The 26823-nt window shown below is 44.1% G+C and carries 14 protein-coding genes (1 of these 14 running past the window's edge); 9 read left to right on the top strand and 5 right to left on the bottom strand.

The genetic code is table 11. From position 1 onward, the window contains the following. Positions 1 to 69: 69 nt before the first annotated feature. Positions 70 to 786, bottom strand: a complete 717-nt coding sequence (locus tag OCW38_RS06350) for a FadR/GntR family transcriptional regulator (protein WP_010438348.1) — start codon at positions 784 to 786, stop codon at positions 70 to 72. A gap of 264 nt (positions 787 to 1050) precedes the next feature. Between OCW38_RS06350 and phnD the strand changes: the two genes are divergently transcribed. From phnD to phnE (OCW38_RS06330), 4 genes are all read left to right on the top strand, one after another. After that, entirely contained in the window at positions 1051 to 2007 is a 957-nt protein-coding gene (gene phnD, locus OCW38_RS06345; protein ID WP_261895471.1) for a phosphate/phosphite/phosphonate ABC transporter substrate-binding protein, read from the top strand. A 139-nt stretch (positions 2008 to 2146) separates the two neighbouring features. After that, positions 2147 to 2965, top strand: coding sequence for a phosphonate ABC transporter ATP-binding protein (gene phnC / locus OCW38_RS06340; protein WP_010438343.1), 819 nt, complete (start codon positions 2147 to 2149; stop codon positions 2963 to 2965). Next, on the top strand, positions 2962 to 3762 hold the full coding sequence (gene phnE, locus OCW38_RS06335) for a phosphonate ABC transporter, permease protein PhnE (RefSeq protein WP_010438342.1): 801 nt from the start codon (positions 2962 to 2964) through the stop codon (positions 3760 to 3762). Before phnC ends, phnE (OCW38_RS06335) begins: the two co-directional genes overlap by 4 nt. 11 nt (positions 3763 to 3773) lie before the next feature. Next, positions 3774 to 4604, top strand: coding sequence for a phosphonate ABC transporter, permease protein PhnE (gene phnE, locus OCW38_RS06330; protein ID WP_261895469.1), 831 nt, complete (start codon positions 3774 to 3776; stop codon positions 4602 to 4604). Between the two features lie 83 nt (positions 4605 to 4687). Here the strand turns inward: phnE (OCW38_RS06330) and OCW38_RS06325 are convergent, their stop codons facing one another. The 3 genes from OCW38_RS06325 to OCW38_RS06315 all read right to left on the bottom strand — a co-directional run bounded on the left by OCW38_RS06325 (position 4688) and on the right by OCW38_RS06315 (position 10156). Next, the gene (locus OCW38_RS06325) at positions 4688 to 5524 is read right to left on the bottom strand and encodes a fumarylacetoacetate hydrolase family protein (RefSeq protein WP_016768617.1); all 837 of its coding nucleotides are present in this window, start codon (positions 5522 to 5524) and stop codon (positions 4688 to 4690) included. Positions 5525 to 5825: 301 nt separating this feature from the next. Then, positions 5826 to 7979: a heparinase II/III domain-containing protein gene (locus tag OCW38_RS06320; protein ID WP_261895466.1), complete on the bottom strand. Its 2154-nt coding sequence runs from the start codon at positions 7977 to 7979 to the stop codon at positions 5826 to 5828. A gap of 2 nt (positions 7980 to 7981) precedes the next feature. Further along, entirely contained in the window at positions 7982 to 10156 is a 2175-nt protein-coding gene (locus tag OCW38_RS06315) for a heparinase II/III domain-containing protein (RefSeq protein ID WP_016768615.1), read from the bottom strand. Between the two features lie 333 nt (positions 10157 to 10489). Between OCW38_RS06315 and OCW38_RS06310 the strand changes: the two genes are divergently transcribed. From OCW38_RS06310 to OCW38_RS06290, 5 genes are all read left to right on the top strand, one after another. Then, positions 10490 to 10825: a cupin domain-containing protein gene (locus tag OCW38_RS06310; protein ID WP_010438329.1), complete on the top strand. Its 336-nt coding sequence runs from the start codon at positions 10490 to 10492 to the stop codon at positions 10823 to 10825. Positions 10826 to 10859: 34 nt separating this feature from the next. Then, on the top strand, positions 10860 to 11792 hold the full coding sequence (gene kdgK / locus OCW38_RS06305; RefSeq protein WP_010438326.1) for a 2-dehydro-3-deoxygluconokinase: 933 nt from the start codon (positions 10860 to 10862) through the stop codon (positions 11790 to 11792). 73 nt (positions 11793 to 11865) lie between these two features. Next, complete coding sequence (locus tag OCW38_RS06300; protein WP_010438323.1) at positions 11866 to 12492, top strand: bifunctional 4-hydroxy-2-oxoglutarate aldolase/2-dehydro-3-deoxy-phosphogluconate aldolase; 627 nt, start codon at positions 11866 to 11868, stop codon at positions 12490 to 12492. A 1044-nt stretch (positions 12493 to 13536) separates the two neighbouring features. Beyond that, complete coding sequence (locus OCW38_RS06295) at positions 13537 to 15303, top strand: sodium:solute symporter family transporter (RefSeq protein ID WP_010438320.1); 1767 nt, start codon at positions 13537 to 13539, stop codon at positions 15301 to 15303. 294 nt (positions 15304 to 15597) lie between these two features. Further along, positions 15598 to 16362 carry a transporter substrate-binding domain-containing protein gene (locus OCW38_RS06290; protein WP_010438317.1) on the top strand — a complete coding sequence of 255 codons (765 nt, stop codon included), beginning with the start codon at positions 15598 to 15600 and terminating at the stop codon, positions 16360 to 16362. A gap of 171 nt (positions 16363 to 16533) precedes the next feature. On the opposite strand, the gene OCW38_RS06285 is transcribed toward OCW38_RS06290, so the two are convergent. Next, a protein-coding gene (locus OCW38_RS06285; protein WP_261895462.1) for a retention module-containing protein crosses the window boundary here: on the bottom strand, positions 16534 to 26823 show its 3' portion. 17409 nt of this gene lie beyond the right edge of the window; only the last 10290 of its 27699 coding nucleotides appear in the window; its start codon lies beyond the right edge, outside the window — the gene reads right to left on this strand; its stop codon occupies positions 16534 to 16536.

Raw genomic sequence — 26823 nt, 5'->3', positions numbered from 1 at the left:
TTATCCGAGCGTAATGCTGTTCATCTCTATATGAGGTGACTCATCTACCTACGCTCTAGATTATTTCTATTACGCCGTCGCCAGACGGTGGTTGGCATCTTGCAAGTGTGCAGCAGACACAACTCGTGCCTTATCACTATCACCAGCCATGATTGCTTCATAGATTCTACGGTGTTCATTGATACACGTGCTTCCTTCTTCAGAAGAGTGCACGATGAAGTTCACGAACATCGTAGTCAAGATATTGCCGAATGGCAGGTAGAAGTCATTACCTGTCGCATTAAAGATCAAGCTATGAAAACGAGTATCAATATCTGTCCAACGCTCTTGATCAAATACTTCAGCCTCATCCACTTCTACCATTTTTTGGAAGATTTCTGAAAGTTCAATGCGTTGTTCAGCCGTTGCAAATTTAGCCGCCAGTGCGCACGCTTCAGGTTCTATCGCACGGCGAAGGCCTAAAAACTGAGAACAGAATTGATCTATGTCGGTTAGACCATCCATCCATTCAATCAGCTGAGGATCAAGAAAGTTCCAATATGCGCGGTCGACTACACGAGTACCGATTTTCGGGCGGGACTCTAACAAACCTTTAGAAGTTAATAGTTTAACTGCTTCACGTAGTGCCGTTCGGCTAATACCAAACTGTTCACATAACGCCATTTCACCAGGAATAATAGAACCTTGCGGCAGATCGCCAGACAAGATTCCACGAGCGATTTCACGCGCTACTTGCACGTGCAGGCTACGCTTCGAGCCCGAAATTGAATTAAAAGTGCTAACCATAAGTTCACTTATTTTATATGTTATGTTTATGTATTATTTAAGGATTACTATAACAGTATTTCAACCTACAGCCAATTGAGTAAAATCAAACAAAGAATAGCCCATTAATTTACCCGCTAAATCAGATAGTTAAAAGCATCTAATTTCATTTAACGAGAAACATCATGTTACACCATTCATAAATCCGTCATCAAAAAGCAGCGGTTCTGTCATCGTCGATTCCTATACTCCCTTCCCAACAGATAACTCAATTGGACTGAAACAATGAAACCGACAAAAACTAATCTCACGCTTAAAAGCGCTATTACTGCTGCGCTGATTTTTTCTGGTTCTGCATTAGCAATGGATTCACGATACGAAGATCGTTCTGGTAACTTAGTTGCTGACGTTCCCCAAGATGAATCACAATGGGTCGACCCAAACACGCTGATTTTTGCTTACACGCCAGTTGAAGATCCAGCAGTATACGCTGATGTGTGGAGCGAGTTTTTGAGCCACCTAGAAAAAACAACCGAAAAAACGGTTCGTTTCTTTCCTGTACAAAATAACGCAGCTCAAATTGAAGCCATGCGTTCTGGGCGTCTACATATTGCAGGCTTCAACACTGGCTCTACCCCACTAGCGGTCAACTGTGCTGGTTTCGCTCCTTTTACCATGATGGCGGCTGAAGATGGTTCTTTCGGTTACGAAATGGAAATCATCACTCATCCTAGTTCTGGCATTGAAAAAGTAGAAGATCTGAAAGGTAAAAATCTCGCTTTCACAGCGCAAACTTCTAACTCTGGATTCAAAGCTCCATCTGCAATTTTAGATGCTGAATACCAACTTCAACCGGATCGTGATTTTAAACCTGCGTTCTCTGGCGCGCACGACAACTCTATCTTAGGTGTAGCACATAAGGATTACGATGCGGCGGCCGTTGCTAACTCGGTGTTGAACCGTATGCTTTCACGTGAAGTAGTAAAAGAAGACCAAATCAAAAGTATCTACAAGTCACAAACCTTCCCGACTACCGCTTACGGTACTGCACATAACCTAACACCTGAACTACAAGAAAAGATTCAACAAGCATTCTTCACGTTTGATTGGGAAGGCACCAAACTGCAAGAAGAATTCGAACGTAACGGCGAGGCAAAATTTGTTCCAATCACTTATCAAGAGCACTGGGAAGTGATCCGACCTATCGATACAGCGAACAAAGTGTCTTACACGTGTAGCTAAGTTCAAGCGAACTAAAAAGCCAATAACACAGAAATACTAACTGCAGGCAAACACACCTGCAGTTATTCAACACTCTTTCCGGTTTGCTCTCCACGCCTGCCTCTGGCGAACTCTTAGTACACCGTCTTATAGGAATTTTATGTCTACTCTTACCCTTAAAGGGCTTACCAAGCACTATTCCAGTTCTGACAAAGCCCTAACTAACGTCAGCTTGTCAGTGAATGCTGGCGAAGTTGTTGGATTAATTGGCCCATCAGGAGCAGGGAAATCAACACTTATCCGTTGTATTAACCGACTAACAGAGCCCACCAGCGGCGAAGTTATCTTTTCCAATACCAACTTAGAGACGCTGTCTAAGCGCCAGCTAAGACAATCTCGACGTGAAATTGGGATGATTTTCCAAGAATACGCATTGATTGAGCGCTTAACGGTGATGGAAAACGTACTTTCAGGACGTTTGGGATACGTGAATTTCTGGCAAAGCTTTACTCGTCGTTTCCCTGAATCGGATATCCAAGCCGCTTATGCCCTACTCGACCGAGTTGGATTATTAGAGCACGCCAATAAAAGAGCCGATGCCTTATCAGGTGGTCAGCGTCAGCGTGTCGGTATTGCGCGTGCGCTTGCTCAAAAACCAAAGCTATTACTGATTGATGAACCAACAGCCGCACTCGATCCACGTACTGCTCGTCAGATCATGCGATTGATCAGCGAGATTTGTTCAGAGCAACGACTTCCAGCCATCATCAATATTCACGACGTTCAGTTAGCAAAACAGTTTGTTGACCGAGTTGTCGGCCTAAATGCAGGCTGTGTGGTATTTGATAACCAACCAAACCTGCTCACCGAAGACGTACTCACACAGATCTACGGTGAAGAGGATTGGAGCCAACAGGTAGAAGAAGAGGAAGATGACCTGAGCATCACTCACCCTCATTTGTCTGAGGCAACAGTATGATTCAGTCATATCCAAAACAATGGACCAAGCCGCCACTGATTTCCAACCCTTGGTTACGTTGGAGCTTAGTCATCATCGTCGCGGTGTATTTATACCTTGCGACTCAATCGGTACACGTAAACTGGACTCGAATTTACGAAGGTAGCGAGCGCGGCTGGCAGTTCATTTTGGCTTTCATGAACCCAGATTTCGGTGGACGGTGGAATAACATCTCGCAAGGTTTAATTGAAAGCTTAACCATGACGCTCACATCGACCGTGGCTGGTGTTATTCTTTCTATTCCATTTGGATTAGGTGCAGCGAAAAACCTTGCTCCGACTCCGGTTTACCTGTTCTGCCGCGCGTTTATTTCTATCGCCCGTAGCTTACAAGAGATCATTGTCGCGATTTTGTGTGTGGCTCTGTTTGGCTTCGGTACGTTTGCTGGTTTTGTCACTCTCACATTTGCCACTATCGGCTTTCTCGCAAAACTGTTCGCCGATGAGATTGAAGCCATTGACCCAGCACCACTGACGGCAATGCGTGCAACAGGGGCGAGTTGGCTACAACAAGTTAATTACGCAATTCAAGCACAAGTGATGCCTCGTTTCATTGGGCTTTCGATGTACCGACTCGACATCAATTTTCGTGAATCTGCTGTAATCGGCATTGTTGGCGCAGGTGGTATTGGCGCTACGTTAAACACAGCAATGGACCGCTATGAGTACAGCGCAGCCGCTGCTATTCTATTGATTATTATCGTGATTGTGATGTTGTGTGAATACCTATCAACTATCATCCGTAAGTATGTGCAGTAAGGAACGACTCAATGAGCACGCTAAATAACACACCGACAAGCGTCATCAATCGTACCCAATGGAAGCGTTACGACAATAAACAGAGCCTGATGCTCTGGATAGGCTGGCTTTGCTTTGTTGCTTTAACTGTTTTTGCATGGCAAATCATGAACAAAGATACGATTTGGTACTTTGTAACTGATTCACCGAACCAACTTGCTGATATATCTTCACGTATGTGGCCACCAAGGTGGAGTTACTTAGAGTCTCTTTGGAGCCCTTTGTGGGACACAATTAATATCGCAACACTTGGCACACTGTTAGGGATCGTACTGGCATTTCCAGTTGCATTCTTAGCCGCACGCAACACAACGCCAAGCACTACGTTTATCAGGCCTATCGCACTGTTCATCATTGCGGCAAGTCGTTCGATCAACTCGCTAATTTGGGCGCTCTTGTTGGTGGCAATCATAGGTCCTGGATTACTGGCCGGTATTATCGCGATTGCTCTGCGCTCAATTGGTTTCGTGGCTAAATTGATGTATGAAGCGATTGAAGAAGTGAACGTCACGCAGATGTCAGCGATTCAATCGACGGGTGCATCTCCCCTGCAAGTATTGAACTACGGCATTCTTCCGCAAGTAATGCCAAGTTTCATCGGCACAAGCTTGTTTCGCTGGGATATCAATATCCGCGAGTCTACAGTCTTAGGTTTAGTAGGAGCTGGCGGTGTTGGATTGAAACTGCAGGAGTCGATGGCGATGCTAGCATGGCCTCAAGTAACGGTGATTTTCTTTGCGATTTTAGTGACAGTCGTCTTCTCAGAATGGTTAGCAGCCAAAGCAAGAAAAGCCTTTATTTAATCAATACATCATAGATGTCTATCAAAGCCTACTTGCAGAGTAGGCTTTTTTGTTCATGGACAAACGATAAGCAGGTTTCAAAATTAGAAACGTATTTCATTAGTGACAGTCCCTACCCCTTTGATCGTGACCGATACTTGATCTTTATCGACCAATGCATGCGTTCTCCCCGGTGTGCCCATAAATACAAGGTCACCTGGTTTTAGAGTAAAGTAATGGCTTAAGTAACTGACAACTTTTCGCGGGCTGTGAATCATGAAAGATGTATTTTCTTGCTGGACGATATCGCCGTTAACACGTGTTGTAAGTTCGACATCGTTATAATCAACCCCTTTCACAATAGTATGACCAATCGGTCCAAATCCATCCGATGCCTTAGCTCGTAACCATTGTAAATCACTGTTCTGCCAACTTCTCTCCGTTATGTCATTACCCACCGTGACACCGAAAATCGCGTCCTCAGCTTCTTCTTGACTCGCTTTACTGATCTCTTTTCCTATCACTACGACGAGCTCACCTTCAAAATGCACGTTCTGAGCATCAAAAGGGGCATGAATAGTTTCACCCGATAAAATCAAAGAAGATGGAAGCTTCAGAAATAATGGCGGCGGTAAATCAGGATGAGAAGCGGCGTGACTCACGTAATTCATGCCAACGGCAAATACTTTTTCTGGTTCAGTCGGAAGCAGTAGATCAACCGATTCAAGTGGAATCGAGGTTTTCTCAACGGAGTACTCGCTAAAGATGTCGCCATTGATTGGAAAAATAGTACCTTTCGTCAACTTTCCGTAGCTGATTTTGTCTTGATAATGGTAACGCACGAATTGATCTGTATTCGCGTGATTTTGCGTGTCATTTGCTAGCGTATAAGTAGAACAAGAAGCTGTAAGTATTAACGCCAACCCTTCCATTAACTTCATGATTTATCCTTAGTTATTTTATTCCTAACACTTACTGTAGCTTACACATCGACACCATAGTGACTGTTTTCTATTATTTAACGCATTCTCTTTCTTTTCCCACATTTTTCCTTTCCTACACGCATAAAAAAACCGAGCAACTCGCGGTGAGTTACTCGGTTTGACTTATTCCCGATGTATTCAGTCGTTGTTGGTATCAACGAACGATTTTGCAATCACGACTGAATTCAATGTGATGCTTCGTTCCCGCAAAGCACCACATCAATACATGCCATGGTTAAACGGCATGTATGTTAATCATTTACAGTTGAGCAAATGATCCTTCCCACGAGTATGTCTCACCCGCGAACTCAACAGTGTGAGTTGCTTGCTGCGTGTCTTCAGCTTGGTTTGAGATACCGTAGTGGTAAGTGTTGCCAGAAGTAGTCTGAATGCAAACAACAATCCCGACACTGTTATGGCCCACAACAGACACTGATTTAACTAGACCACGAGCGCCTACAGAAGCTTCGATAGATTCGTTAAAGTAACCATGCGTTTCTAGTACAGAAGCAAACACGTGGTTTTGACCAGACTGACGTAAGATAAACGCAGGTTCACTCTTAAGATTGAAGTCTGGATCGTTAGCACCAGTGCGAGCAAAAATCACTTCGCTGCCCGCATTAGCGCTGGTTACTAGGCTGTAGTAGCTGCTGTCATGTAGCCAGCTTACTAGAGAACCCTCTTCGTTCACTTTGCCTGAAGCCACGTTCCATAGGTGTTGGTAACCGTTGTCTTCACCTAATGGCTTAAGCGTTTTTTCCATGTTGTAATCGAAATCAGTACGGATGATCTGGCCAGAGTGGTGAACGGGAAGATCGTACTGGTGCTCAGCGTCAGCTTCGATGCGGTAAACATCAATCACTAACGGCTTCTCGAACTCAGGAAGTTCAGCAAGAATCACGCTGCGTTGCATGTCTACGCCTGTGTAGTACTCAGAAATTGTGCCGCTCATGCCTTGCAAAGACTGGTCGTCTGCTACGAAGAAGTGCTTCTGACCAAACTTAGACTCAGCCAATGCTGTGTTGAAGTTATTCTGCGTTTTCTGATCAACCGTTACTGTGTTGTGAGCAACCGTCTGCTTACAGTAAGACTTGTTCTCTGGAATGTAACGACCACCAAACTTAGGCTCAACGTTTACCCAGCGACCGAAGCCGTAATCGTGCAGCACTTCGTGGCCACGGTTGAATACACTTAGGTGCAGTCCATCGTAGTGACCGTGGTCTAGCGCAGAGTGGTACTGGTGATCGCTGCCGTGTTGACCGAACCAGATCAACGCCATGGTATCGTCGTCTTTCTCATCACGGTGACGAAGAATGCTAACGCCGCCTTTCTCACCTTCAGGGCCGTCGGTAACGAACAGGCTACCCCAGTTGAATGGTTTGATTTCATCAGCTGCTTCAACAGCGTCAGACAATGTTTTACCTGAAGCATGAACCCAAACGTTTTGTTGGTGGTTAGCCATACCAAGCAGAGTTTCAGTCTGCTCGTAACGGTGGTAACACACAGACGTTGCCATGATAACGCCTTCATCGTTGATAGAGATCGTCTTCGATGAATCGTTCAGAGCTGGCAATGTACCGTCTGGGAATGCGGTTTTGAATACAGAGTAAGATGTTGTCTTGATCACTGAATCGTTGAATTCATAGATACCGACTTCAGGCTGACGACGTTCAATCGCTTCTGCGAACAGGTAGATTGGACGTAGAGAGAAACGGTGGTAGTAAGGACCTTCCATGTAGTAGCCGTCTGGCGAAAACAGTTGGTCAAGTTGCGCTAAGAAACCGCCGCTTACTTTGTCCAGTTTCAGGCCATAAAGTGCTTTATCTACAGATTCTTGATCGTTGATCGCGTAACCACAGATACCTACCGCTGCCACTGCCCATAGGCCGTGGTTGTGTACGATATCGAAGTCGTGTGCGTAAGTAACAACGAACATTTCGATCATTTGCTTAAGAAGATCGTCTTCGATCAGACGCTTCTGCTCTTCAGAGATTGTGTGGTAAATACAGCTGTACGCACAAGAAGCGTAAAGCATCCACATGTTCTCGTTCAACGTTTGGTGGAACAGCTTACCCGGAGGGTTAGAGTCACGGCTTACGTTGCTTTCCAATGTTGGGTATACCGTCGCGTACGCTGTTAGCATATCAACGATGTAATCACGGTACTTAGTTTCCTCAGTGATAAGGAACAAACGACCCGCTAGATCCATATGGATGTAGTTTTGCTTATGACGGTTATGTTCATAACCGCCACCTTCGCCGTGACCTGGAACTTCGATGCCAACTTCAGCCATGTAAGCGTCAGTTTGTTTAATGTCACGAGTTAGTGCGTTACCTAATAGGCTATCCTTGCCAAGTTCTTTACGAAGCTCTGCTGCTTCTTCAAAGTTAAGTAAAAGTGGTTGATAGCTCATTATTATTTCCCCTGCTCTAAAGTCGTTTCTACTGAGTAGAAGCCTGTCCAGCTGTATACTTTGCCGTTCAGTTCTACTTTGTGTTCAGTGCTGTCAGTTGCGCCAAGTTGGTTACTGATCATCACTGTCACGTTTGATTTCTCTGTCGTAATTTCTACTACTGAACCTACATTCGTGTGAGCAACAACATTGATGTTTTTCACAACACCACGAGCGTTTACTGATTGCTCGAATTCTTCGTTAAAGTAACCGTGCGTTTCTAGCACAGAAGCAAACAATGTTGTTTCGCCTTTGCTACGTAGAATGAATGCAGGCTCTGAACGTAAATTAAAGCTTGGATCGTTAGCACCAGTGCGAGTGAAGATGATTTCTCCGTTCTCGTTCGAACTTGTACCCAACCAAGTATAGTACGTGTCGTTCTGTAACCAGCTAACTAACGCAGTACCATTCACTTCACCACTCGCTACATTCCATAGGTGTTGGTAACCGAAGTCACTTCCTAGTGTGTTTAGCTCTTTGTTTGCTTGGTATTCGAAGTTAGTGCGAATAATTTGACCTTGATATTGATGAGAGTAATCAAACTGGTGGTCGCCTTCGCCGCCTTTTGTCGAACCTAAGCGGTACAAGTCTAACAATAGCGGAGACTCAAGCTCTTCAAGGTTTAGCATGAACACACTGCGTTGCATGTCAAAACCTTCGTAATGGTCGTTAGCAAATGCGCTCATACCGTTAATTTGCTCATCTGCCACTTTGAAGAAGTGAGGCAAACCGTGTACTGCGTCAGCACGCTCAACGTCAAAGTTGTTCTGACATTTCTCATCAATCGTTACTGCATTATGTGCAATCGTTTGACGAGCGTAAGATTTATTTTCATCTAGGTAGCGACCGCCAAATTTTGGCTCAACGTTAACCCAACGACAGAAACCGTATTCACGCAACACTTCTTGACCGCGGTTAAAGAAAGAAATACCCAGCGTATCGAAGTTGCCGTGACCCATGCCGTGTTGACCGTAGTTCATAACAAGTTGAGAAACGTCACCTTTATTATCCTGCATACGGATAAAGCCTTGTGCACCATTGTGGCCTTCAGGACCCTCGCTCAATTCAACACTTGGCCAGAAAGGCATGCCGATTTCTTGTTTAGCTGAAGCCTCTTCGTAGGCTTTAGATAGCTCAAGACCACATGGGTGCATCCATACTGCGTCTTGAATCTTCGCCATACCAAGAATGTTTTGGTCAACGCCACTTTCAGAAGAGTAATGCTTGCTGTAAACACTTACGGCAACCTGAACACCCATATCAGTAATGCCCATTGTGCGAGACGCGTCGTTTAATGCTGGGAATTCACCGTTCGGGTAAGCAGTAGAAAGCATTGCTTGTACTGTGTTACCAATCACGCCGCCTTTGTAGTTGTAGATATCAACTTCGGGCATGTGACGATGAATAACTTCAGCGAACACACACGTTGGGCGAATTGCGTAACGGTGGTAGTAAGGACCTTCCATGTAGTAACCAGAAGGTGCAAACAGTTGAGAAATTTGCGCTAAGAAGCCGCCCGTATCGTTACGGTCGATGCCGTAAACCGACATTTCAAGGTACTCACGCTTGCCTAAAGCAAGACCACAGATACCCACAGCCGCTACAGCCCAAATGCCGTGATTGTGAATGCGGTCGAAGTCGTGTGCGTACTTCACTGTGAACATTTCTAGCATTGGTTCAAAAATGCGAGACTCAATGTTGTCACGTTGTTCCTGTGTCAATGTTGAAGCAACACAAGAGTAAGCTAAGCTTGAAAACATTAACCAGCAGTGTTCATTCAGGATTTGGTGGAACAAACGACCTGTCGGGTTAGTGTTTTTCTGTACGTGGTAATCAAACGTTAGATATTTGTCTGCGTACACTTCCAATAATTCTGTAACGAAGTCTGCGTATTTTTGCTCTTTAGTGATCAAGAACATGCGACCAGCTAAGTTCATGTACGTGTAATTTTGCTTATGGCGGTTATGCTCGTAACCCCCTGCTTCACCGTGACCTGGAACATCAATAGGTAAACGCATGAACGCTTCTAAGTCTTTCGCATTCGCTGCAATGGTTTTGCCCATTAAGCTAGAACGGCCCACTTCAAGGTGAAGTTGCTCAATTTCTGCTTCAGTCAACAATACTGGTTTGGTAGTCATATTCTTTGTCACCCTCAATAAAGAGTTTATCTGTTTAAACTTTGATTAAATTTTCAAACTCCATATAAAGTAATACAATATGAGCTTTAATCATACCTATTCGATGCTAAATGATGAGTAGAATCACATAAATCATCATAAGTCATTGATGTAGTTAACTAATGATAAATTTAGAGCATTTGTTAAGTTATTGATTTATTTACGCAATATAAAGTATCACTTGATCAATATCACACAATTTTAGATATATTGTATTACAATTAGGCTCATTCCCTTATTATGAATGCAAGCTAAGTAACACTTAAAAGATTTAAACAGATTAGGAGATACACAATGAACTCTTTCTTTATGCTAGATGAAAATCCGTGGGAAGAACTTGGTGGCGGTATTAAGCGTAAAATCGTTGCTTACACCGACGATCTAATGGCTGTACACCTTTGTTTTGATAAGGGTGCGATTGGCCATCCTCACACACACGAAATTCATGACCAGATCGGTTATGTTGTTCGCGGCAGCTTTGAAGCTGAGATTGAAGGCGAGAAGAGAGTACTTAAAGAAGGCGACGCTTACTTCGCTCGTAAACACATGATGCACGGTGCGGTTGCACTAGAGCAAGACAGCATCCTTCTAGATATCTTCAACCCTGCGCGTGAAGACTTCCTAAAATAATGAATAGCGCAACCTCAGTTGCTAAGGTAAGCATATGAAATCATTAAACATCGCGGTCATTGGCGAGTGCATGGTTGAGCTACAAAAGAAACAAGATGGGCTTAAGCAAAGTTTTGGTGGCGATACACTAAATACGGCACTTTACCTGTCACGCTTAACAAAAGAGCATGGTATCCAAACAAGCTATGTAACCGCACTAGGCACCGACCCATTCAGTACTGACATGCTAGAAAAGTGGCAAGCTGAAGGTATCGACACAAGCTTAGTGGCTCAGCTCGATCACAAACAACCAGGGCTTTATTACATCGAGACCGATGAAACTGGTGAGCGTAGCTTCCACTACTGGCGTAGTGATGCTGCAGCGAAGTTCATGTTTGATCAGCAAGACACGCCTGCTCTACTTGATAAGCTATTCTCTTTTGATGCGGTTTACCTAAGCGGTATTACACTTGCTATCTTGACAGAAAATGGCCGTACACAGCTGTTTAACTTCTTAGACAAATTTAAAGCTCAAGGCGGCCAAGTATTCTTCGACAATAACTACCGTCCTAAACTTTGGGAAAGCCAACAAGAAGCGATTTCTTGGTACTTGAAAATGCTCAAGTACACCGACACGGCCCTACTGACGTTTGATGATGAGCAAGAGTTGTACGGCGACGAAAGCATTGAACAATGTATTGCTCGTACGTCTGAGTCTGGTGTGAAAGAGATCGTTATCAAACGTGGCGCAAAAGACTGCTTAGTCGTTGAAAGCCAAAGTGCTCAATACGTAGCTCCAAACCCAGTTGACAACATCGTAGACACTACGGCCGCTGGCGACTCGTTCAGTGCTGGCTTCTTAGCTAAGCGTTTGAGCGGTGGTAATGCTCGTGATGCCGCATTTGCCGGTCATATTGTGGCAGGAACCGTGATTCAGCATCCAGGTGCTATCATTCCTGTAGATGCGACGCCTGATCTGTCTTTATAATTACGCACTTTATATATTAATCAAGGGCTTGCTTAGTTAAAAGCAAGCCCATAATTAACGTGAGAAAGAATTCATGACTACATTAAATGAACAACTAGCAAACCTAAAAGTAATTCCTGTAATCGCTATCAACCGTGCTGAAGACGCTATCCCTCTAGGTAAAGCTCTTGTTGAAAACGGCATGCCATGTGCAGAAATCACACTACGTACAGAATGTGCAATCGAAGCGATTCGCATCATGCGTAAAGAGTTCCCTGACATGCTAATCGGTTCAGGCACAGTGCTGACTAACGAGCAAGTTGATGCGTCTATCGAAGCCGGTGTTGATTTCATCGTAAGCCCAGGTTTTAACCCACGTACTGTTCAATACTGTATCGATAAAGGCGTAGCTATTGTACCGGGTGTTAACAACCCAAGCCTAGTTGAACAAGCAATGGAAATGGGCCTTCGCACATTGAAGTTCTTCCCTGCTGAGCCGTCTGGCGGTACTGGTATGCTTAAAGCACTAACAGCGGTTTACCCTGTTAAATTTATGCCTACTGGCGGTGTAAGCTTGAAGAATGTAGATGAATATCTATCTATCCCTTCTGTACTTGCGTGCGGTGGTACTTGGATGGTTCCAACTAACCTTATCGACGAAGGTAAGTGGGACGAACTAGGCAAGCTTGTTCGCGATGCAGTTGCTCACGTTAACGCTTAATCTATTTTAGATTTGGTGATAAGGCCTCACTTCGGTGGGGCTTTTTTTGCTTATAACTAACTGATATCTAATGCGAACTGCTCTTTGACAGTAAATGCTTTGTAAACCAGTATTCTCAATATCGGTCCCTACCCTGAAGTAAACTACGGTCTCGAATCAAACTGACTAAGTGGCTAGTTGGCTCAGTAACTCAACACCAAATACGGCACCTGATACATGGTTAGTTGTTAGGTACACAAACAACTGGGTAAACACAAACTACCTGACTTTAGATAAAGCTTCTTTCTCCCCATAAACGATATCACCGTCGAAGCCCGCTCAACGTGTCACACGCCGATTGTACGTAATTCAACTCACATTCAGTTCTTGTATTCTCTGTTGGCGCTTAAATTGCTACTCAGAGCTTAAAATTAATGCTTCTCGAACAATCGTCTATGACTTAAATCACGGTAAGTGCCCACTAACTACCGTCAATTCATATTTTGCACTTAGAACTACTTGCTCAACATCTACGCTGACCGCCTTAGACCTCTTCAACCCGCCGTTGTGCTTCATATAAGAATAAACAAAAAGCTAAATTAAATGTCGAGGGCAATAACTTCTCTCGATAATAAGCAGCTCTACATACAAAGAAACCAAAGCTAACAATGGATAGCAGCATAAAAACCAATAAGCTACACTTAATTTTTTCAAATCCTTCTTATCAAATTAGCGTTTAGATTTAACGTGAATTCCATCGCACAATCACACCTATTTGTAGCACATTTGTTACGGTTATAATTAAAATCTTATAGATCGCCCAATCTATAGATGAACCTTTTATATTGTAATACATATAAACAATTAGAACGTATTTTATTTACGATCTAAAATAAATTAAATAGATATTTAAATTAAACAAAAACAACAACTTAACTAAAAGCAATGTGAGAGCTAAAAAATCAATGCGACCTAGATCATACTAAAGGCATATTGTAGTACAAATAAACCTTTGAAAGCGTTAATCTAAGCGCAGTTAATTATGATATTTAAAAGGCTGAAAAGATGACTATTGATACTTTTGTTGTTCTCGCCTACTTCTTCTTTTTGATCGCTATTGGTTGGATGTTCCGTAAGTTCACCACCTCTACTAGTGATTACTTCAGAGGTGGCGGCAAAATGTTGTGGTGGATGGTTGGTGCAACTGCCTTCATGACACAATTTTCAGCATGGACGTTTACAGGTGCCGCAGGACGCGCATTCAATGACGGTTTCGTTATTGTAATCCTATTCTTAGCCAATGCATTTGGCTACTTCATGAACTATATGTACTTCGCTCCAAAGTTCCGCCAACTTCGTGTGGTAACGGCGATTGAAGCTATCCGTCAGCGCTTTGGTAAAACGTCTGAACAGTTCTTCACATGGGCAGGCATGCCTGACAGCCTTATCTCTGCAGGTATTTGGCTAAACGGTCTAGCTATCTTTGTAGCAGCAGTATTCAACATCCCAATGGAAGCAACCATTGTGGTAACGGGTATGGTTCTAGTATTGATGGCAGTAACGGGCGGCTCTTGGGCGGTTGTTGCTTCTGACTTCATGCAAATGCTGGTTATCATGGCGGTTACGATTACTTGTGCGGTTGCAGCTTACTTCCACGGTGGCGGCCTAACTAACATCGTTGCTAATTTCGACGGCGACTTCATGTTGGGTAACAACCTAAACTACATGAGCATCTTCATCCTTTGGGTCGTGTTCATTTTCGTGAAGCAGTTCGGTGTAATGAACAACAGCATCAACGCTTACCGTTACCTATGTGCAAAAGACAGTGAAAACGCACGTAAAGCGGCAGGCCTAGCATGTATCCTTATGGTTGTCGGTCCACTAATCTGGTTCCTACCACCTTGGTACGTAAGTGCGTTCATGCCTGATTTCGCATTAGAGTACGCTTCAATGGGTGATAAAGCAGGTGATGCGGCTTACCTAGCATTCGTACAGAACGTAATGCCAGCAGGTATGGTTGGTCTTCTTATGTCAGCAATGTTCGCTGCAACGATGTCTTCTATGGATTCAGGTCTGAACCGTAATGCAGGTATCTTTGTAATGAATTTCTACAGCCCGATTCTTCGTCAGAACGCGACTCAGAAAGAGCTGGTTATCGTAAGTAAGCTAACCACTATCATGATGGGTATTATCATCATCGCGATTGGCTTGTTCATTAACTCTCTACGTCACTTGAGCTTGTTCGATATCGTAATGAACGTAGGTGCATTAATTGGCTTCCCAATGCTTATCCCTGTACTACTAGGTATGTGGATTCGTAAGACGCCTGACTGGGCTGGTTGGTCTACCCTAGTGGTTGGTGGCTTCGTTTCTTACATCTTCGGTATCTCGCTTCAAGCAGAAGACATCGAAAACCTATTTGGTCTAGAAACAGCGCTTACTGGCCGTGAATGGAGCGACTTGAAAGTTGGTCTAAGCTTAGCAGCTCACGTCGTGTTCACTGGTGGTTACTTCATCATGACTTCTCGCTTCTACAAAGGCCTATCGCCAGAGCGTGAGAAAGAAGTTGACCAATTATTCACTAACTGGAACACGCCGCTAGTCGCGGAAGGTGAAGAGCAACAAAACCTAGATACTAAACAGCGTTCAATGCTTGGTAAGCTTATCAGCACAGCAGGTTTCGGTATCCTAGCAATGGCTCTGATTCCAAACGAACCAACAGGACGCTTGTTGTTCCTGCTATGTGGTTCAATGGTACTAACCGTTGGTATCCTCCTGGTTAACGCATCTAAAGCTCCGGCTAAGATGAACAACGAATCAGTTGCTAAGTAGCTAAATAGGCAACTAACAAGTTAAACCCATAATGAAGCCCATGTTATTCGATAACATGGGCTTTTTGTTTACCACTCAAACTTGCTGATACTTTTAACTCTGAATAGCACTTTAATGTGTATTATCTCCCTTTTAAACCTTTCTATTACACCCGTTAACTCCCTCGTACAAATAGAGTTCTCTTAACTCTATTTTTTGTAGTCTCACTTTTTTGATACTTTCCAATGGTTTGATCTCTTTCTCGGATTGTTTCTGTTACTTTGAATAACAACACAAACACAACAGATAATTACAATGACAAAAACATCACTATTACTTGCTTCCATTGCTCTGGCACTTTCCGGCGCAGCGCAAGCTGACCAGTTAGAAGACATTCAAAAATCAGGCACACTTCGCGTCGGCACCACAGGCGACTACAAACCTTTTTCTTACTTCGACGGCAAAACCTACTCTGGTTATGACATTGACGTGGCTAAGCATGTTGCAGAGCAGCTAGGCGTCGAATTACAGATTGTTCGTACCACATGGAAAGATCTGCTAACCGACCTCGACAGCGATAAATACGACATTGCGATGGGCGGTATTACGCGCAAAATGCAGCGTCAGTTAAACGCAGAACAAACTCAAGGCTACATGACCTTTGGTAAGTGCTTCTTAGTCGCGAAAGGCAAAGCAGAACAATACAACAGTATAGAAAAAGTGAACCTTTCTTCAGTGCGTGTTGGCGTCAATATCGGCGGGACTAACGAGATTTTTGCGGATGCTAACTTGCAAGACGCGAGCTTTACACGTTATGAGAACAACCTAGACGTTCCGCAAGCCGTTGCGGAAGGTAAAGTTGATGTGATGGTCACAGAAACTCCTGAAGGACTGTTCTATCAAGTGACTGATGAGCGCCTTGAAGCTGCTCGTTGTGAGACACCGTTTACCAACAGCCAATTCGGTTACCTGATACCAAAAGGTGAACAACGTTTGTTGAACACGGTGAACTTCATTATGGATGAAATGAAATTGAAAGGCGTTGAAGAAGAGTTCCTGATCCACAACTCGCTAAAATAAACTTGTTGTAGTTTATACAGAGCAAAAAAATAGGCCAACATTAGCATTGCTGGCCTATTTCGTTTGGTTTTATGGTTCGCCTCTAATAGTTATCGTTTACCTATTAGTATCTATAACTAGCTATTTACCATCTAGAGATCTCTCAACTAGCTGTCGCTCACCTAATTAGCTTTAACCGTGAGTAATAACATTCTGCTGAACTAACGCATCCAGAATATCTGACGGCATGGTGCTGCTTAGCGTCAACTGAGGTGCAAGGTCTTCAACCACAATCACTTGTTCCGTAGTACCTAGACCATCCGGATTGATCGTAAGCTCAATATCATCCCCATCGACTTTCGCGTCTATCTGTTGCAATAACGCTGTCATGTCTGGAGATGTGTTCTTAAGTTCAGGTAACACTTCACGCAGGTCAATCTGGTCTCCTTCAGATAGGCTGAAATCGGTAATGGTATCTTCAACACCGTCTTCAATGTTAAGCCATACAAACGAGTCCATACCGTCACCGCCGGTTAAAATATCTGAACCGCCGCCGCCAATAAGCGTATCGTTGCCCTCGCCGCCAACAAGCGTATCATCTCCCGTTCCACCTTCCAGTCTGTCATTTCCAGAACCGGCAGTCAGGTCGGTATTGTTAGCGCCAGCCAATAGTTGCACATCATCCGTTTCCGCAGCCAAGTTAATATCAATCGCGTCAGAGACAATGTTCAAGTTAAGGTCTATTGAAGCCGAAGTGGCAGTGTCATTATTGTCTGTCTCTTCAGAAACAGCTTCAACTTTAAGTGTATAACCACCCGGAGTTTCAGAGAGTCCTACAACTTTCAAACTATCAATCGCATCAGCCGTTGCTACCCAAACACCATTCTCAAGAGTCACTATACCTACATCACTGGTGATTTGAGCACCAGCAGGTACGTCGCTGATATGCAACGTTAACTCTTCCGTAATGTCAGTTAAGGCTGCAATAATACCAACCAAAGGAATACCACTCGCACTGACTGACTGACTCGCGGTAATGTTTCTCACGTAGTTAGAGGCAGTATCAATTGATAAAGTAGGCGTATTCGCAACTGGCGTAACAGCAATGTTGTAAACCACAGGTACAGTTTCTATTGCGATACCCGAAGGGTTTCCACTGTCTTTAGCGGTAACCTCCAAGCCAATAATATTGATTGGTGAAAGGCTCGCATCGAGATAAACACCATTTGGACTGGTTGGCGTATCAATCAACGCATTCAAATCGCTTAGAGTACCGACTAAGATAACCGAACCTGTGTTGTTGCCATTTACCACCACTGTTGTCATAGCTGGTAATGATACATTCAGTGTACCGTAATCCACAGCCAGCGTGACGGTCATGAGATCATCAGAAAATGTATCAACATAATCAGGGTCACTGACATTGATACCACTCAATAACTGACCAGCATCCTCGTCAACAACCGTAGTGACGCTGTCACCATTAACAACAGGTGTATCGTTCACTCCATCGACAATCGCGGTGATCTCCGCAGTATCCATAAGGAAGTCATTGACGCCGTTGGTTGTACCATCATCTTCGACGGTATAAGTGAACTTAACGTTACCGTTGTATTCATCAGCCGCAGCAAATACCCAGTATGGGCCAGTGATCGTAGCGTCATCAGCACCACCCACGTTTTCAAAGCGCTGTAACTGACCTTGGCCTTCATCGATTACCAGATTAGTCACGGTAATCGTGTCATTTTCCGGATCACTCGTCGCAGCAATTAAGTCTTCCTCTTTGATGATCAACTTACCTTCTTCAAGAATGTTTCCTAAGTCGATATCCGTTGCCACCGGCTGATCATTCACTGCTGTTACCACTACGCTGATTTCGCCTGTATCTGTTAAGAAATCATCAGCGCCGTTGGTTGTACCATCGTCCTCAACGGTATAAGTGAACTTAACATCACCGTTGTATTCGTTGGCTGCGGTAAATACCCAGTATGGGCCAGTGATCGTAGCATCATCAGCACCACCGACGTTCTCAAAGCGTTGTAATTGGCCCTGACCTTGATCGAGCACCAAACTGTTCACAGTAATCGTGTCGTTTTCCGGATCAGTAGTTGAGGAAATCAAGTCTTGCTCTTTAATGATCAACTGATCTTCTTCAAGCATGGTGCCCAAATCAATATCCGATGCCACCGGCTGATCATTAACTTCAGTAACCACAAGGCTAATTTCAGCATTATCAGTTAAGAAATCATCCGCACCGTTGGTTGTGCCATCATCAATGATGTCGTATTTGAACTTCGCATCACCATTGAAATCATTGGCTGCAATGAATATCCAGTACGGTCCCGTAATCGCTGCGTCATCAGCACCACCAGCATTTTCAAAGCGTGTTAGCTGACCTTGCCCTTGAGTCAGAGTCACACCGGTTACCGTGAGATTATGGTTTTCTAGATCAGAACTGGCTGCAATCAAGTCACTTTCAACAATCACGATTTGGCCGTCTTCCATAATCGAACCCAAATCAACATCAGTCGCAACAGGAGCGTCATTCACTTCCGTCACCTTAATGGTAAACGTGGTTTGATTGGTTTGAGCAGTATTCGGGTCACCCGCGTCAATCAGACCATTGTTGCCACCATCATCAACCGTTGCCGTCACTGTTGCGACACCATTTTGGTTTAGGTAGTTTTCATCAGCACCTAACTCAAATTGAACACTTCCAGAGTTTAAAGCACTGTTGATATCACCTAATGTCCCCTCAAGAGTGATTGCACTTCCCGAAACTGGAACTGATGTTACCCCAGTAAAACCTCCAAAGTTCAATGTACCTTGGTCTACAGATAGCGTTAACGTGTAAATCGCAGTTGGATCGTCATAAACCGCATCAGAGTCGGCAATCTTGAAGCCAGATATATCACTCAAGGCAATTGAAGTATCTTCCGGGGTTTCAATGTTGGTCACATTCACAAACGTCGGTTGATCGTTGATAGGATCAATCACTAAATCAACATCAAAGCTGGTTGGCGTGCCTAAGTATTCGGTGTTGTCAGCGTCTGTATCTACAGAACGAACCGTAATTTGCAATGGTCCATTGATGCCAAGCGCATTGCCTGCATCGCTATTATGTTCACCCGAATTAAATACGATCTTATCGAGCGACTGCGCCGAAACATCCAATGTCCAAAGTTGTGTCACCGGATCGTAGCTAGCCAATGTCGTGCCGTCTGGATAGAAAATAGAAGCATCTTGAGGCACTCCCGCCACTTCAACTCGAAGTGTTTCAGGTGCATTTTCAGTAAACGTTCCGCTTCCTGTAGCCGACAATTCTTTGTCCAAAATAGTCGCATTGATTTCGATATCAATGTTTTGGCCTTCATTCCCGGTGACAGAATCGGTTGGGTTGGTATCAACATCATCACCAACTGGTACCACATGCAGCTTGAAGCTTGGCAAATTTTCTGCAGCAGTAGGCACACCCAACAAAGATTCTTGAGTGAAGACTTCCACACCAAACTCGGCCGTACCACTGAAATTTTTCGGTGGTAAAATTGACAACTCACTGAGGTCGAATGACAGTCCTGATGCTTGAGGCAGTTGAACGCTCCATTCACCACCACCGTTGTTCTTCACTGTGTAAGTTGAGGCAGCGTCTGCACTCATTAAGAAGCCATCTGGTACACCCGTAAATTTAATTGAAACGAACTGCTCTGAACCATCAAGGTCAGTCAATGCGATCGATACTGGCCCCGTACCTGACAAGGAAATAAGCTGGTCTTCGTTACCTGTAATCTCGATAACATCTGGGTCACTGCCCGGCCCTGTAACAAGAACATCATCCACGACAGGAACCACTTCAAAGTTTACAGTCGTAGAGAAAGTATCCGTGTCAGTCGCGCTACCAACAGGAGAAGCTGTCTCATTGTAGGTAGCCGTGTCGGTAATTGTCCCGCTGACATTCACTTGAATCTGATTAACGTCATTACCCGTCGGGTAGTTTGGTACAGCTCTGAACAAGACGTTATCTAGAGCACCCGCGTTGATCTCCGATTCATCGAAGGTCAACGCTGTGCCAAGAGATACACCCGCGCTGGTATAAAACGCACCGACACTCGTGTCATCTAAAGTCAGCGTAATAGATGTGAATTTTTCGTCACCGCCTTCAACCCCACTTACTTGGTCAGTAATAGTTGAGCTGAAATCAAGCTGGATATAGGTATCTTCGTAGCCAACTGGATCTTGTCCAGCTTGGCCATCGGTATCGACAGGATTAAACGAATCGTCGAGCGAACCAACCACCGTAACATCGATGTCTGGATTGCCTTCAACATCTGGTGCGACTTTGATTACCACATCGGTCACCAAGGTGTTTTCATCACCTGAAAGGAGATCTTTGGTCACAATGGTTAGTGGTAACTTAAAGTCACCAGAGTAGTCCGCTGGTAGATTCAGTAACAGCCCAGAAAAGTCCGTTAAAACGTTCTGGTCGACTGTCGTCTCAAAGACATACTTTCCATTAACGAAATCTACTTCACTGCTTCCCGACAAACTAATTGGGAAGGTGCCTCCTGGATTAATAGTAACTGAGTCATCAATAATGATGGTCACTTGGTCTGTTGAAGTATCTTTGCCAGAGAAAGTGATCAAGTTATTTAGCGCAGCTCCTAGGTCTAACTGTGTGTCTTCTATAACATCGACAACGCTATCTGGTGTCATCGTAATATCTGCAGCAACCTCATTCCCACCAATAAGTACTTGAGGGAAAGATAGGACTACATCACCTTCTCGTTCAACTGCTGGTGATGATTCTGTCTCAACGCCATCACCGCGATCAATTACGGTACTAAAGATGTTCATCTTTATTTCATTGAACAATCCAGGAGTACTAGTAGTTAGCGGGAAACTAAGACCGTTCGGTGCACTGATGCTAAATAAGTCCTCATTCGTCACAACCCAGCGACCATTGCCTTCATATGCAGCACCAATAACAAGTAACTGATTTAGCACATCATCTGATAACGCCGAATCGTTCACGTTTGTTAATTCAATAACCAATTGGTCTACTTCTTCAATCGCAGATGAAGCATCCGTTTCTTGGTATCGGATGACAAACTCATCCGTAGCGGATGGGTTATCGCTGTTGGTCGTAAACTTAATTACACCTGTAAGAAGATCGGCAACAACACTTATCAAACCACCAATTCCTGCAACATCATCGACGATGAGTTTATTGGTAGTGCCATTGTCAGTCTCAACTACAGGCCTAACGACTACATTGATCGTCCCCATAACCGTCGCTGTAGCGATACCCTCACCAGAATCAGAAGAGTCCACATACTCATTATCACGCTCCTCGACCTCAACTTCCGTTGTCAATGTAAAATCAACGCTCGAGTCAGATGGGGGTGTCATTTGAATAAAGTTATTCGCTAATGCAATTTGGGTAAATTGTTCAGGTGTTTGATTACTATCTTTTGGTGTAATCGTTAACGTACCAGCGCCATCATCAACAACAGTAACATCACCATTTACGACAGCAGTTACCCCCGATGGAATACCTGAGATTATGATAGAGGTAAAATGCTCATCGGAATCAATATAATCGGCTCCATCAGGATGCCAATCGATATTGATTACTGAATCTTCATTACCATTGGTCGCATTAACGTAATTCGTTGATGTGTCAATTACTGGCTCAACCAACACTCTAATCTCTTGATCAAATGTCAGTGTATGACCATCATTTTCGGTCACAACTATTTTGCCTTGGATGTGGATATTCTCAGTTGATGAGTCAACAGGTCTGATACGAATGCCCGACGTTTTGCCCGCATCAGTAATATTCGCTTCGTAGATAGGTTTGGATAGATCAGGGCTACCGCCCGATCCGGTTTCATAACCAACAAAATTAAGGTCAATCACTGTACCATCGCCATCTTCGAGGATGACCCCGTCAGGGATACCCGAAAGGATTACAGTGATTGCTTCAGACCCATCTCCTGTTAAAGGAGAATCCGCGAGATCATCAGGTTTACGTTCACCAGACAACACCGTGAAATCAAGCTCTGCAAAGCTGTCGCCGTTTTGACTCTCTTGAATCGTAGTTTGAACGCCGCTTGCAGTACCATCTGTAATTGAGGTCCAATCGGTACCATTCGTCCCACCATACGGAACATCTGCAACACCTTTAACCTCGACGTTGACCGTCTTAGTACCCAGAATTTCTTCATCAACTTGTTGAGGGTTGGTTGACAGGTTTGCAGTATCTTTGACTACACCGGTAACATCAAAGGTGAAATCTACATTACTGTGTTTAGTTGGAACAACCTCAACATTAGCCAAATCGGAATATGCGATTTCTTGATAATTGGTACCATTAACGGTAGGAACTACCGTGGTTGTACCTACAAAGTAAAGCACTGCGCCTTCTGTGATATTACTGATACGGACAAACAGTTCTTCAGAGCCATCTGTGTCCACCGACCCTGTCATGGTAATGACTTCGTCTAACGTGAATGCGTCTTTGTTGTCCAAAGGGCCAATGTAATCAGGGTCATCGATATTGTCTTCGTTGATCTTGATACGACTCACACTGAATTTTCCTGGGTCGGCGTCAGCAGTGACATCAATAATGATGTTTTGCTCTACAGAACGAGCTTGAGTTTTATCATTTGCTCTGCCATTGGCGGTATCTTCATAAGGGTTCAGTGTTTCCTTTGTAACCGCTATTGCTTTGAATTCAATCTGACCAGAGAAGTTATCGATCGGGTTAACTACGGTGCTGTTAATGTCTTCTGCCGCTATTTCATATACACCATCCGTCGTCAGCGTAAGCACATTGCCGTTCTTATCAAGCAGCTCGAACTTCCCATCACCTTGAACAGCTTCAAGTTCATAGGTAATCGTCTCAGTATTACTGTTATCTTGCGACTCTGCGTTCAGCTGCAAAGTAACGTTGTCTTCATCTTCGTTCACTTGGTAATGATAAGTGCTGTTGGAATCATCCCAAGTCGCTATATCAGCCACCGCTTCAATCTCGATTCTGAAGTTTGAGTTGATGGTGTGATCCGTGGAGCCATTTTTCTCAATTTCAAGCTCATAACGAACTCGCCCACCAGTTTCATCCGAACTAGCGTGTTGGTCCGGAACAAAGAACAGGTTGTCTATCGTCGCGATAGTTTGTCTTGGTTCACTCGGGTTTGGAGCAAAGCTTTGTTCAAGTTCAGGAGAACCAAATATAATGCTTCCATTTGACTCAGGTACCAATTCAATGTAATCAGCACCATCAAAGTAATAAAAAGTACCTTGGTGACTATCACCTCCGTTCGGGCTTTTAATCGTCAACTGTCCAATAGATTCAGCGTTATCTTGGTCATACAGACTAACTTGCAGCGCAACTTGAGCTGGTGCATTAGGCAAACCATTTTGGTTATCTTGAACGTTCTCAAGAATCGGTTCATCACCCGTTGCGTAAGGTATCGTTAAATCTCTACCCGCATCCTCAAAGGTAGTCACTTTCAGCGCGATTCTTGTAGAGTCCCTATCTGCAATCGTGATATCTAACGGTGTTTCAGAGGTATCTAAATCGCCGTCCGTCGCAATCACGTTAATCGAGAAGTCGATGGTGTCAAGACCGTCATGATCGAGATAACCGTTAGCTCTGAATTCAACCTCGCCATTTGAGTTAATACGAAGTCGACCAAGCTGTCGAGTATCAACGCCTCCATTACCATCATCCGTTTGCTCGTAAACGCGAACCTGTTGGCTGCCAATGTTTAAATCGAAGTCACTACTGTAAGGCCCACTGTTCTCAGCTCGGAAAACAATTCCACTTCCGTCAAAGGCCTCAATTTTGCTCAGTACTGCGCCATCAGAACCCACATCAGTCGCATCAGCAAACATGTCGACTTTAGAGTTGTTGTAACCCTGCCCTTCAAGACGAGTAATCGACTGAGTTGTCACTAATGGAACATCATCCGTCACTGTGATTGTCAGATTGATTGCGTCTGATTGGTCTTGGTCAAAATCTTCAGCCACGATAGAGAAATCAAGCTCTATGGTGTTTTCATTCGCGCCATCAGGGTGCTTAAGTGGTTTAAACAGCTCAAATTGATAGCTGTTGTTTGAGGTATCAAAAATGATTTCAAACACAGGCTGATTGCTGGTTACAGTCTGTGCAACATAAGTGAAGGTTGTACCGCTTTGTGAAACAGGCAGCCACTCTAGGCTTTCTCCATCAGAAGTTAAGCCTGTAATCACCAAGTTTTCATCGACCAATTCGTACTTAACAACACCATCAGCGCCTTCATCAACGGTGAATAGCCCATTGATAATTGTATCTTCGGATTGATCCGAACCAATCCCAGCAAGATCGTCTTCATCGACAACTGTTTCGCCCGTCGGCGGCGTCATTTCCGGAACATCATCAATGACTTGAATTGGTAATTGATACTGGTTGGAATCATCGCCATCACTATCAACAGCCACTACATCAAAGAAGATATGCAGCTTATTTCTCGCCTCTGAGCTAGGCTCATGGTCTAGAGGACCAAGCAAGGTAAAGGTGTATGACCCATCGTTACCCAAAGCAAGAGTAAAAATCGGTGTTCCACTTGTGGTGGTTCCTTGATAGGTGGTTGTGTTCGCAGCCCCGGTGACCTCTGTGATCGAAATCGCTTCGTTACCTGATGTCAGATCATCTTCTAGGTCAGATATATTACGTAGCTCATAAGCCTCAACTTTATCTGCACCTTCTATGGTCACAAACGAGCCTGTAGCCTGAGTCACAACAGCTCCTAAATCATCTTCATCAACCACAAACGTACTGGCGACAGTAGTATCAGTGATGATTGGAACATCATCGGTAATGGTCACGGTAAGGGGTTTCATCACTGAATCAGTGTCGTCTTTGTCGACTGCGATCACTGGCAAGGTGAAGATTTGGTTGTTATTACCTTGTACCGGCAGATGATCTAACTCTTCTAACAATATGAAGGTATATCGGCCAAGCACCGAGCTATCAAAAGTGATAGTGAAAATATCCGTTTGGACACCGCCGCTTTCCACATAACCAATATAATTATCGCTGTTCAGAGGATCTTCTTTTAACTGAACCACCAAGCCATCAGCTTTCAGATCGCCTGATGTGTTGAATTGAGCCGAATCAATACGGAAGTGGCTCACATCATCACTTCCTGCTGTGAAAATAATGGTTTCAGTTTGGCTCACAGGTAAGCCCGGTGAAGAGCCATCAACCAAATTGGCTTCAGCTAAAGCGATGGTTGGTAAAGTATTGATAGTTGGTGGCGCGCCATCCGCGATGGTTAGCGTTACTGTCGAAGTAACAACATCGCCATCTTTGTCTTCCGATGTCACCGTAATGGTCTTGACTATATCACCACCAGAATGGTCTAGATTTCTGTTAGGCTCGAAACGCACATCCCCTTCAAGATTGATAAACAAAGACCCTTCAGTGAATACAAACTCTTGCTCGCCAGTATTCGTTTGTACCAATGCTTTTTCAGCTTGATTGTCATACACAAACTTAGTGATTGTGGCGCCATCTGCACTTTGTGCAGGCATCACATCAAAGACTGTTGTAGTTGGTGTTCCCGTACTTGGCTCTGTGATGTTGAGCGCACCTGATTGCATCAGCTGAACATCATCGGTGATGGTGACAGTCAGCGGTTTAGACGCTGAAATATCACCATCGGTATCTTCTGCATAAACAGAAAGATCAAAGCTCAAACCGTTATTTCCTAAACCATCAACATGATCTAAACGTTCAAGCAAAGTAAACGTATATTGGCTTGGGTTCGTGTCATCAAAATCTAGAGTGAATATGGTTTTCTCCACACCCATTCCATCAGTGGTAAAGGCAATGTAGTCGCCAGAGTTTGCAGGATCTTCACGTAAACTCAGTGACAAACCATCCGACTTCAACGCGCCGTTAGTATTGAATAGCCCTACTTCCACCACTATTTCAGCAATATCATCACTGCTTGCAAGTGAAGTAATGGTTTGAGTGATACTCACAGGATTTACACTAGGCGTCGAACCATCCGCAAGTAAGCTTTCTGACAATGCCACACCCGGCACAACGTCGATTGTTGGTCCATCACCATCAACAATGGTGAGCGTAACCGTCGACGAAAAGATATCGTTATCAAAGTCTGAAGACGTGAACACGATTGACTTAACAATGTTCCCTGAAGAGTGATCAAGGTTTCGATTTGGCTCAAACCTTACATCACCATCTAATGTCACAAACAATGAACCTTCAATGAAAACAAACTCTTGTTCGCCAATGCTGTTTTGATTTAGAGAAATTGGCGAACCACCGTCGTACGTGAACTGCGTAATATTCGCGCCGTCTGCACTTGGTATTGGCATCACATCGACTGTCGCCGTTGTAGGCGTACCAGAATTGGGTTCGGTAATGGTTAAGAAGCCATCTTGCATTTGCTGGATGTCATCTTCTATCGTAAC

This window comes from Vibrio cyclitrophicus, assembly GCF_024347435.1.
Classification (GTDB): Bacteria; Pseudomonadota; Gammaproteobacteria; order Enterobacterales; family Vibrionaceae; genus Vibrio; species Vibrio cyclitrophicus.
The sequence above is the reverse complement of the archived record's forward strand: the minus strand, read 5'-3'. Positions and strand labels throughout refer to the sequence as shown.

Bases quoted from the DNA above. Each gene is read 5' to 3' on its own strand.
- OCW38_RS06320 (WP_261895466.1), bottom strand. From the start codon at position 7,979: ATGAGCTATCAACCACTTTTACTTAACTTTGAAGAAGCAGCAGAGCTT.
- phnE (WP_010438342.1), top strand. From the start codon at position 2,962: ATGATTCAGTCATATCCAAAACAATGGACCAAGCCGCCACTGATTTCC.
- OCW38_RS06295 (WP_010438320.1), top strand. From the start codon at position 13,537: ATGACTATTGATACTTTTGTTGTTCTCGCCTACTTCTTCTTTTTGATC.
- OCW38_RS06290 (WP_010438317.1), top strand. From the start codon at position 15,598: ATGACAAAAACATCACTATTACTTGCTTCCATTGCTCTGGCACTTTCC.
- OCW38_RS06350 (WP_010438348.1), bottom strand. From the start codon at position 786: ATGGTTAGCACTTTTAATTCAATTTCGGGCTCGAAGCGTAGCCTGCAC.
- OCW38_RS06300 (WP_010438323.1), top strand. From the start codon at position 11,866: ATGACTACATTAAATGAACAACTAGCAAACCTAAAAGTAATTCCTGTA.
- phnE (WP_261895469.1), top strand. From the start codon at position 3,774: ATGAGCACGCTAAATAACACACCGACAAGCGTCATCAATCGTACCCAA.
- OCW38_RS06315 (WP_016768615.1), bottom strand. From the start codon at position 10,156: ATGACTACCAAACCAGTATTGTTGACTGAAGCAGAAATTGAGCAACTT.
- phnD (WP_261895471.1), top strand. From the start codon at position 1,051: ATGAAACCGACAAAAACTAATCTCACGCTTAAAAGCGCTATTACTGCT.
- kdgK (WP_010438326.1), top strand. From the start codon at position 10,860: ATGAAATCATTAAACATCGCGGTCATTGGCGAGTGCATGGTTGAGCTA.
- OCW38_RS06325 (WP_016768617.1), bottom strand. From the start codon at position 5,524: ATGAAGTTAATGGAAGGGTTGGCGTTAATACTTACAGCTTCTTGTTCT.
- OCW38_RS06310 (WP_010438329.1), top strand. From the start codon at position 10,490: ATGAACTCTTTCTTTATGCTAGATGAAAATCCGTGGGAAGAACTTGGT.
- phnC (WP_010438343.1), top strand. From the start codon at position 2,147: ATGTCTACTCTTACCCTTAAAGGGCTTACCAAGCACTATTCCAGTTCT.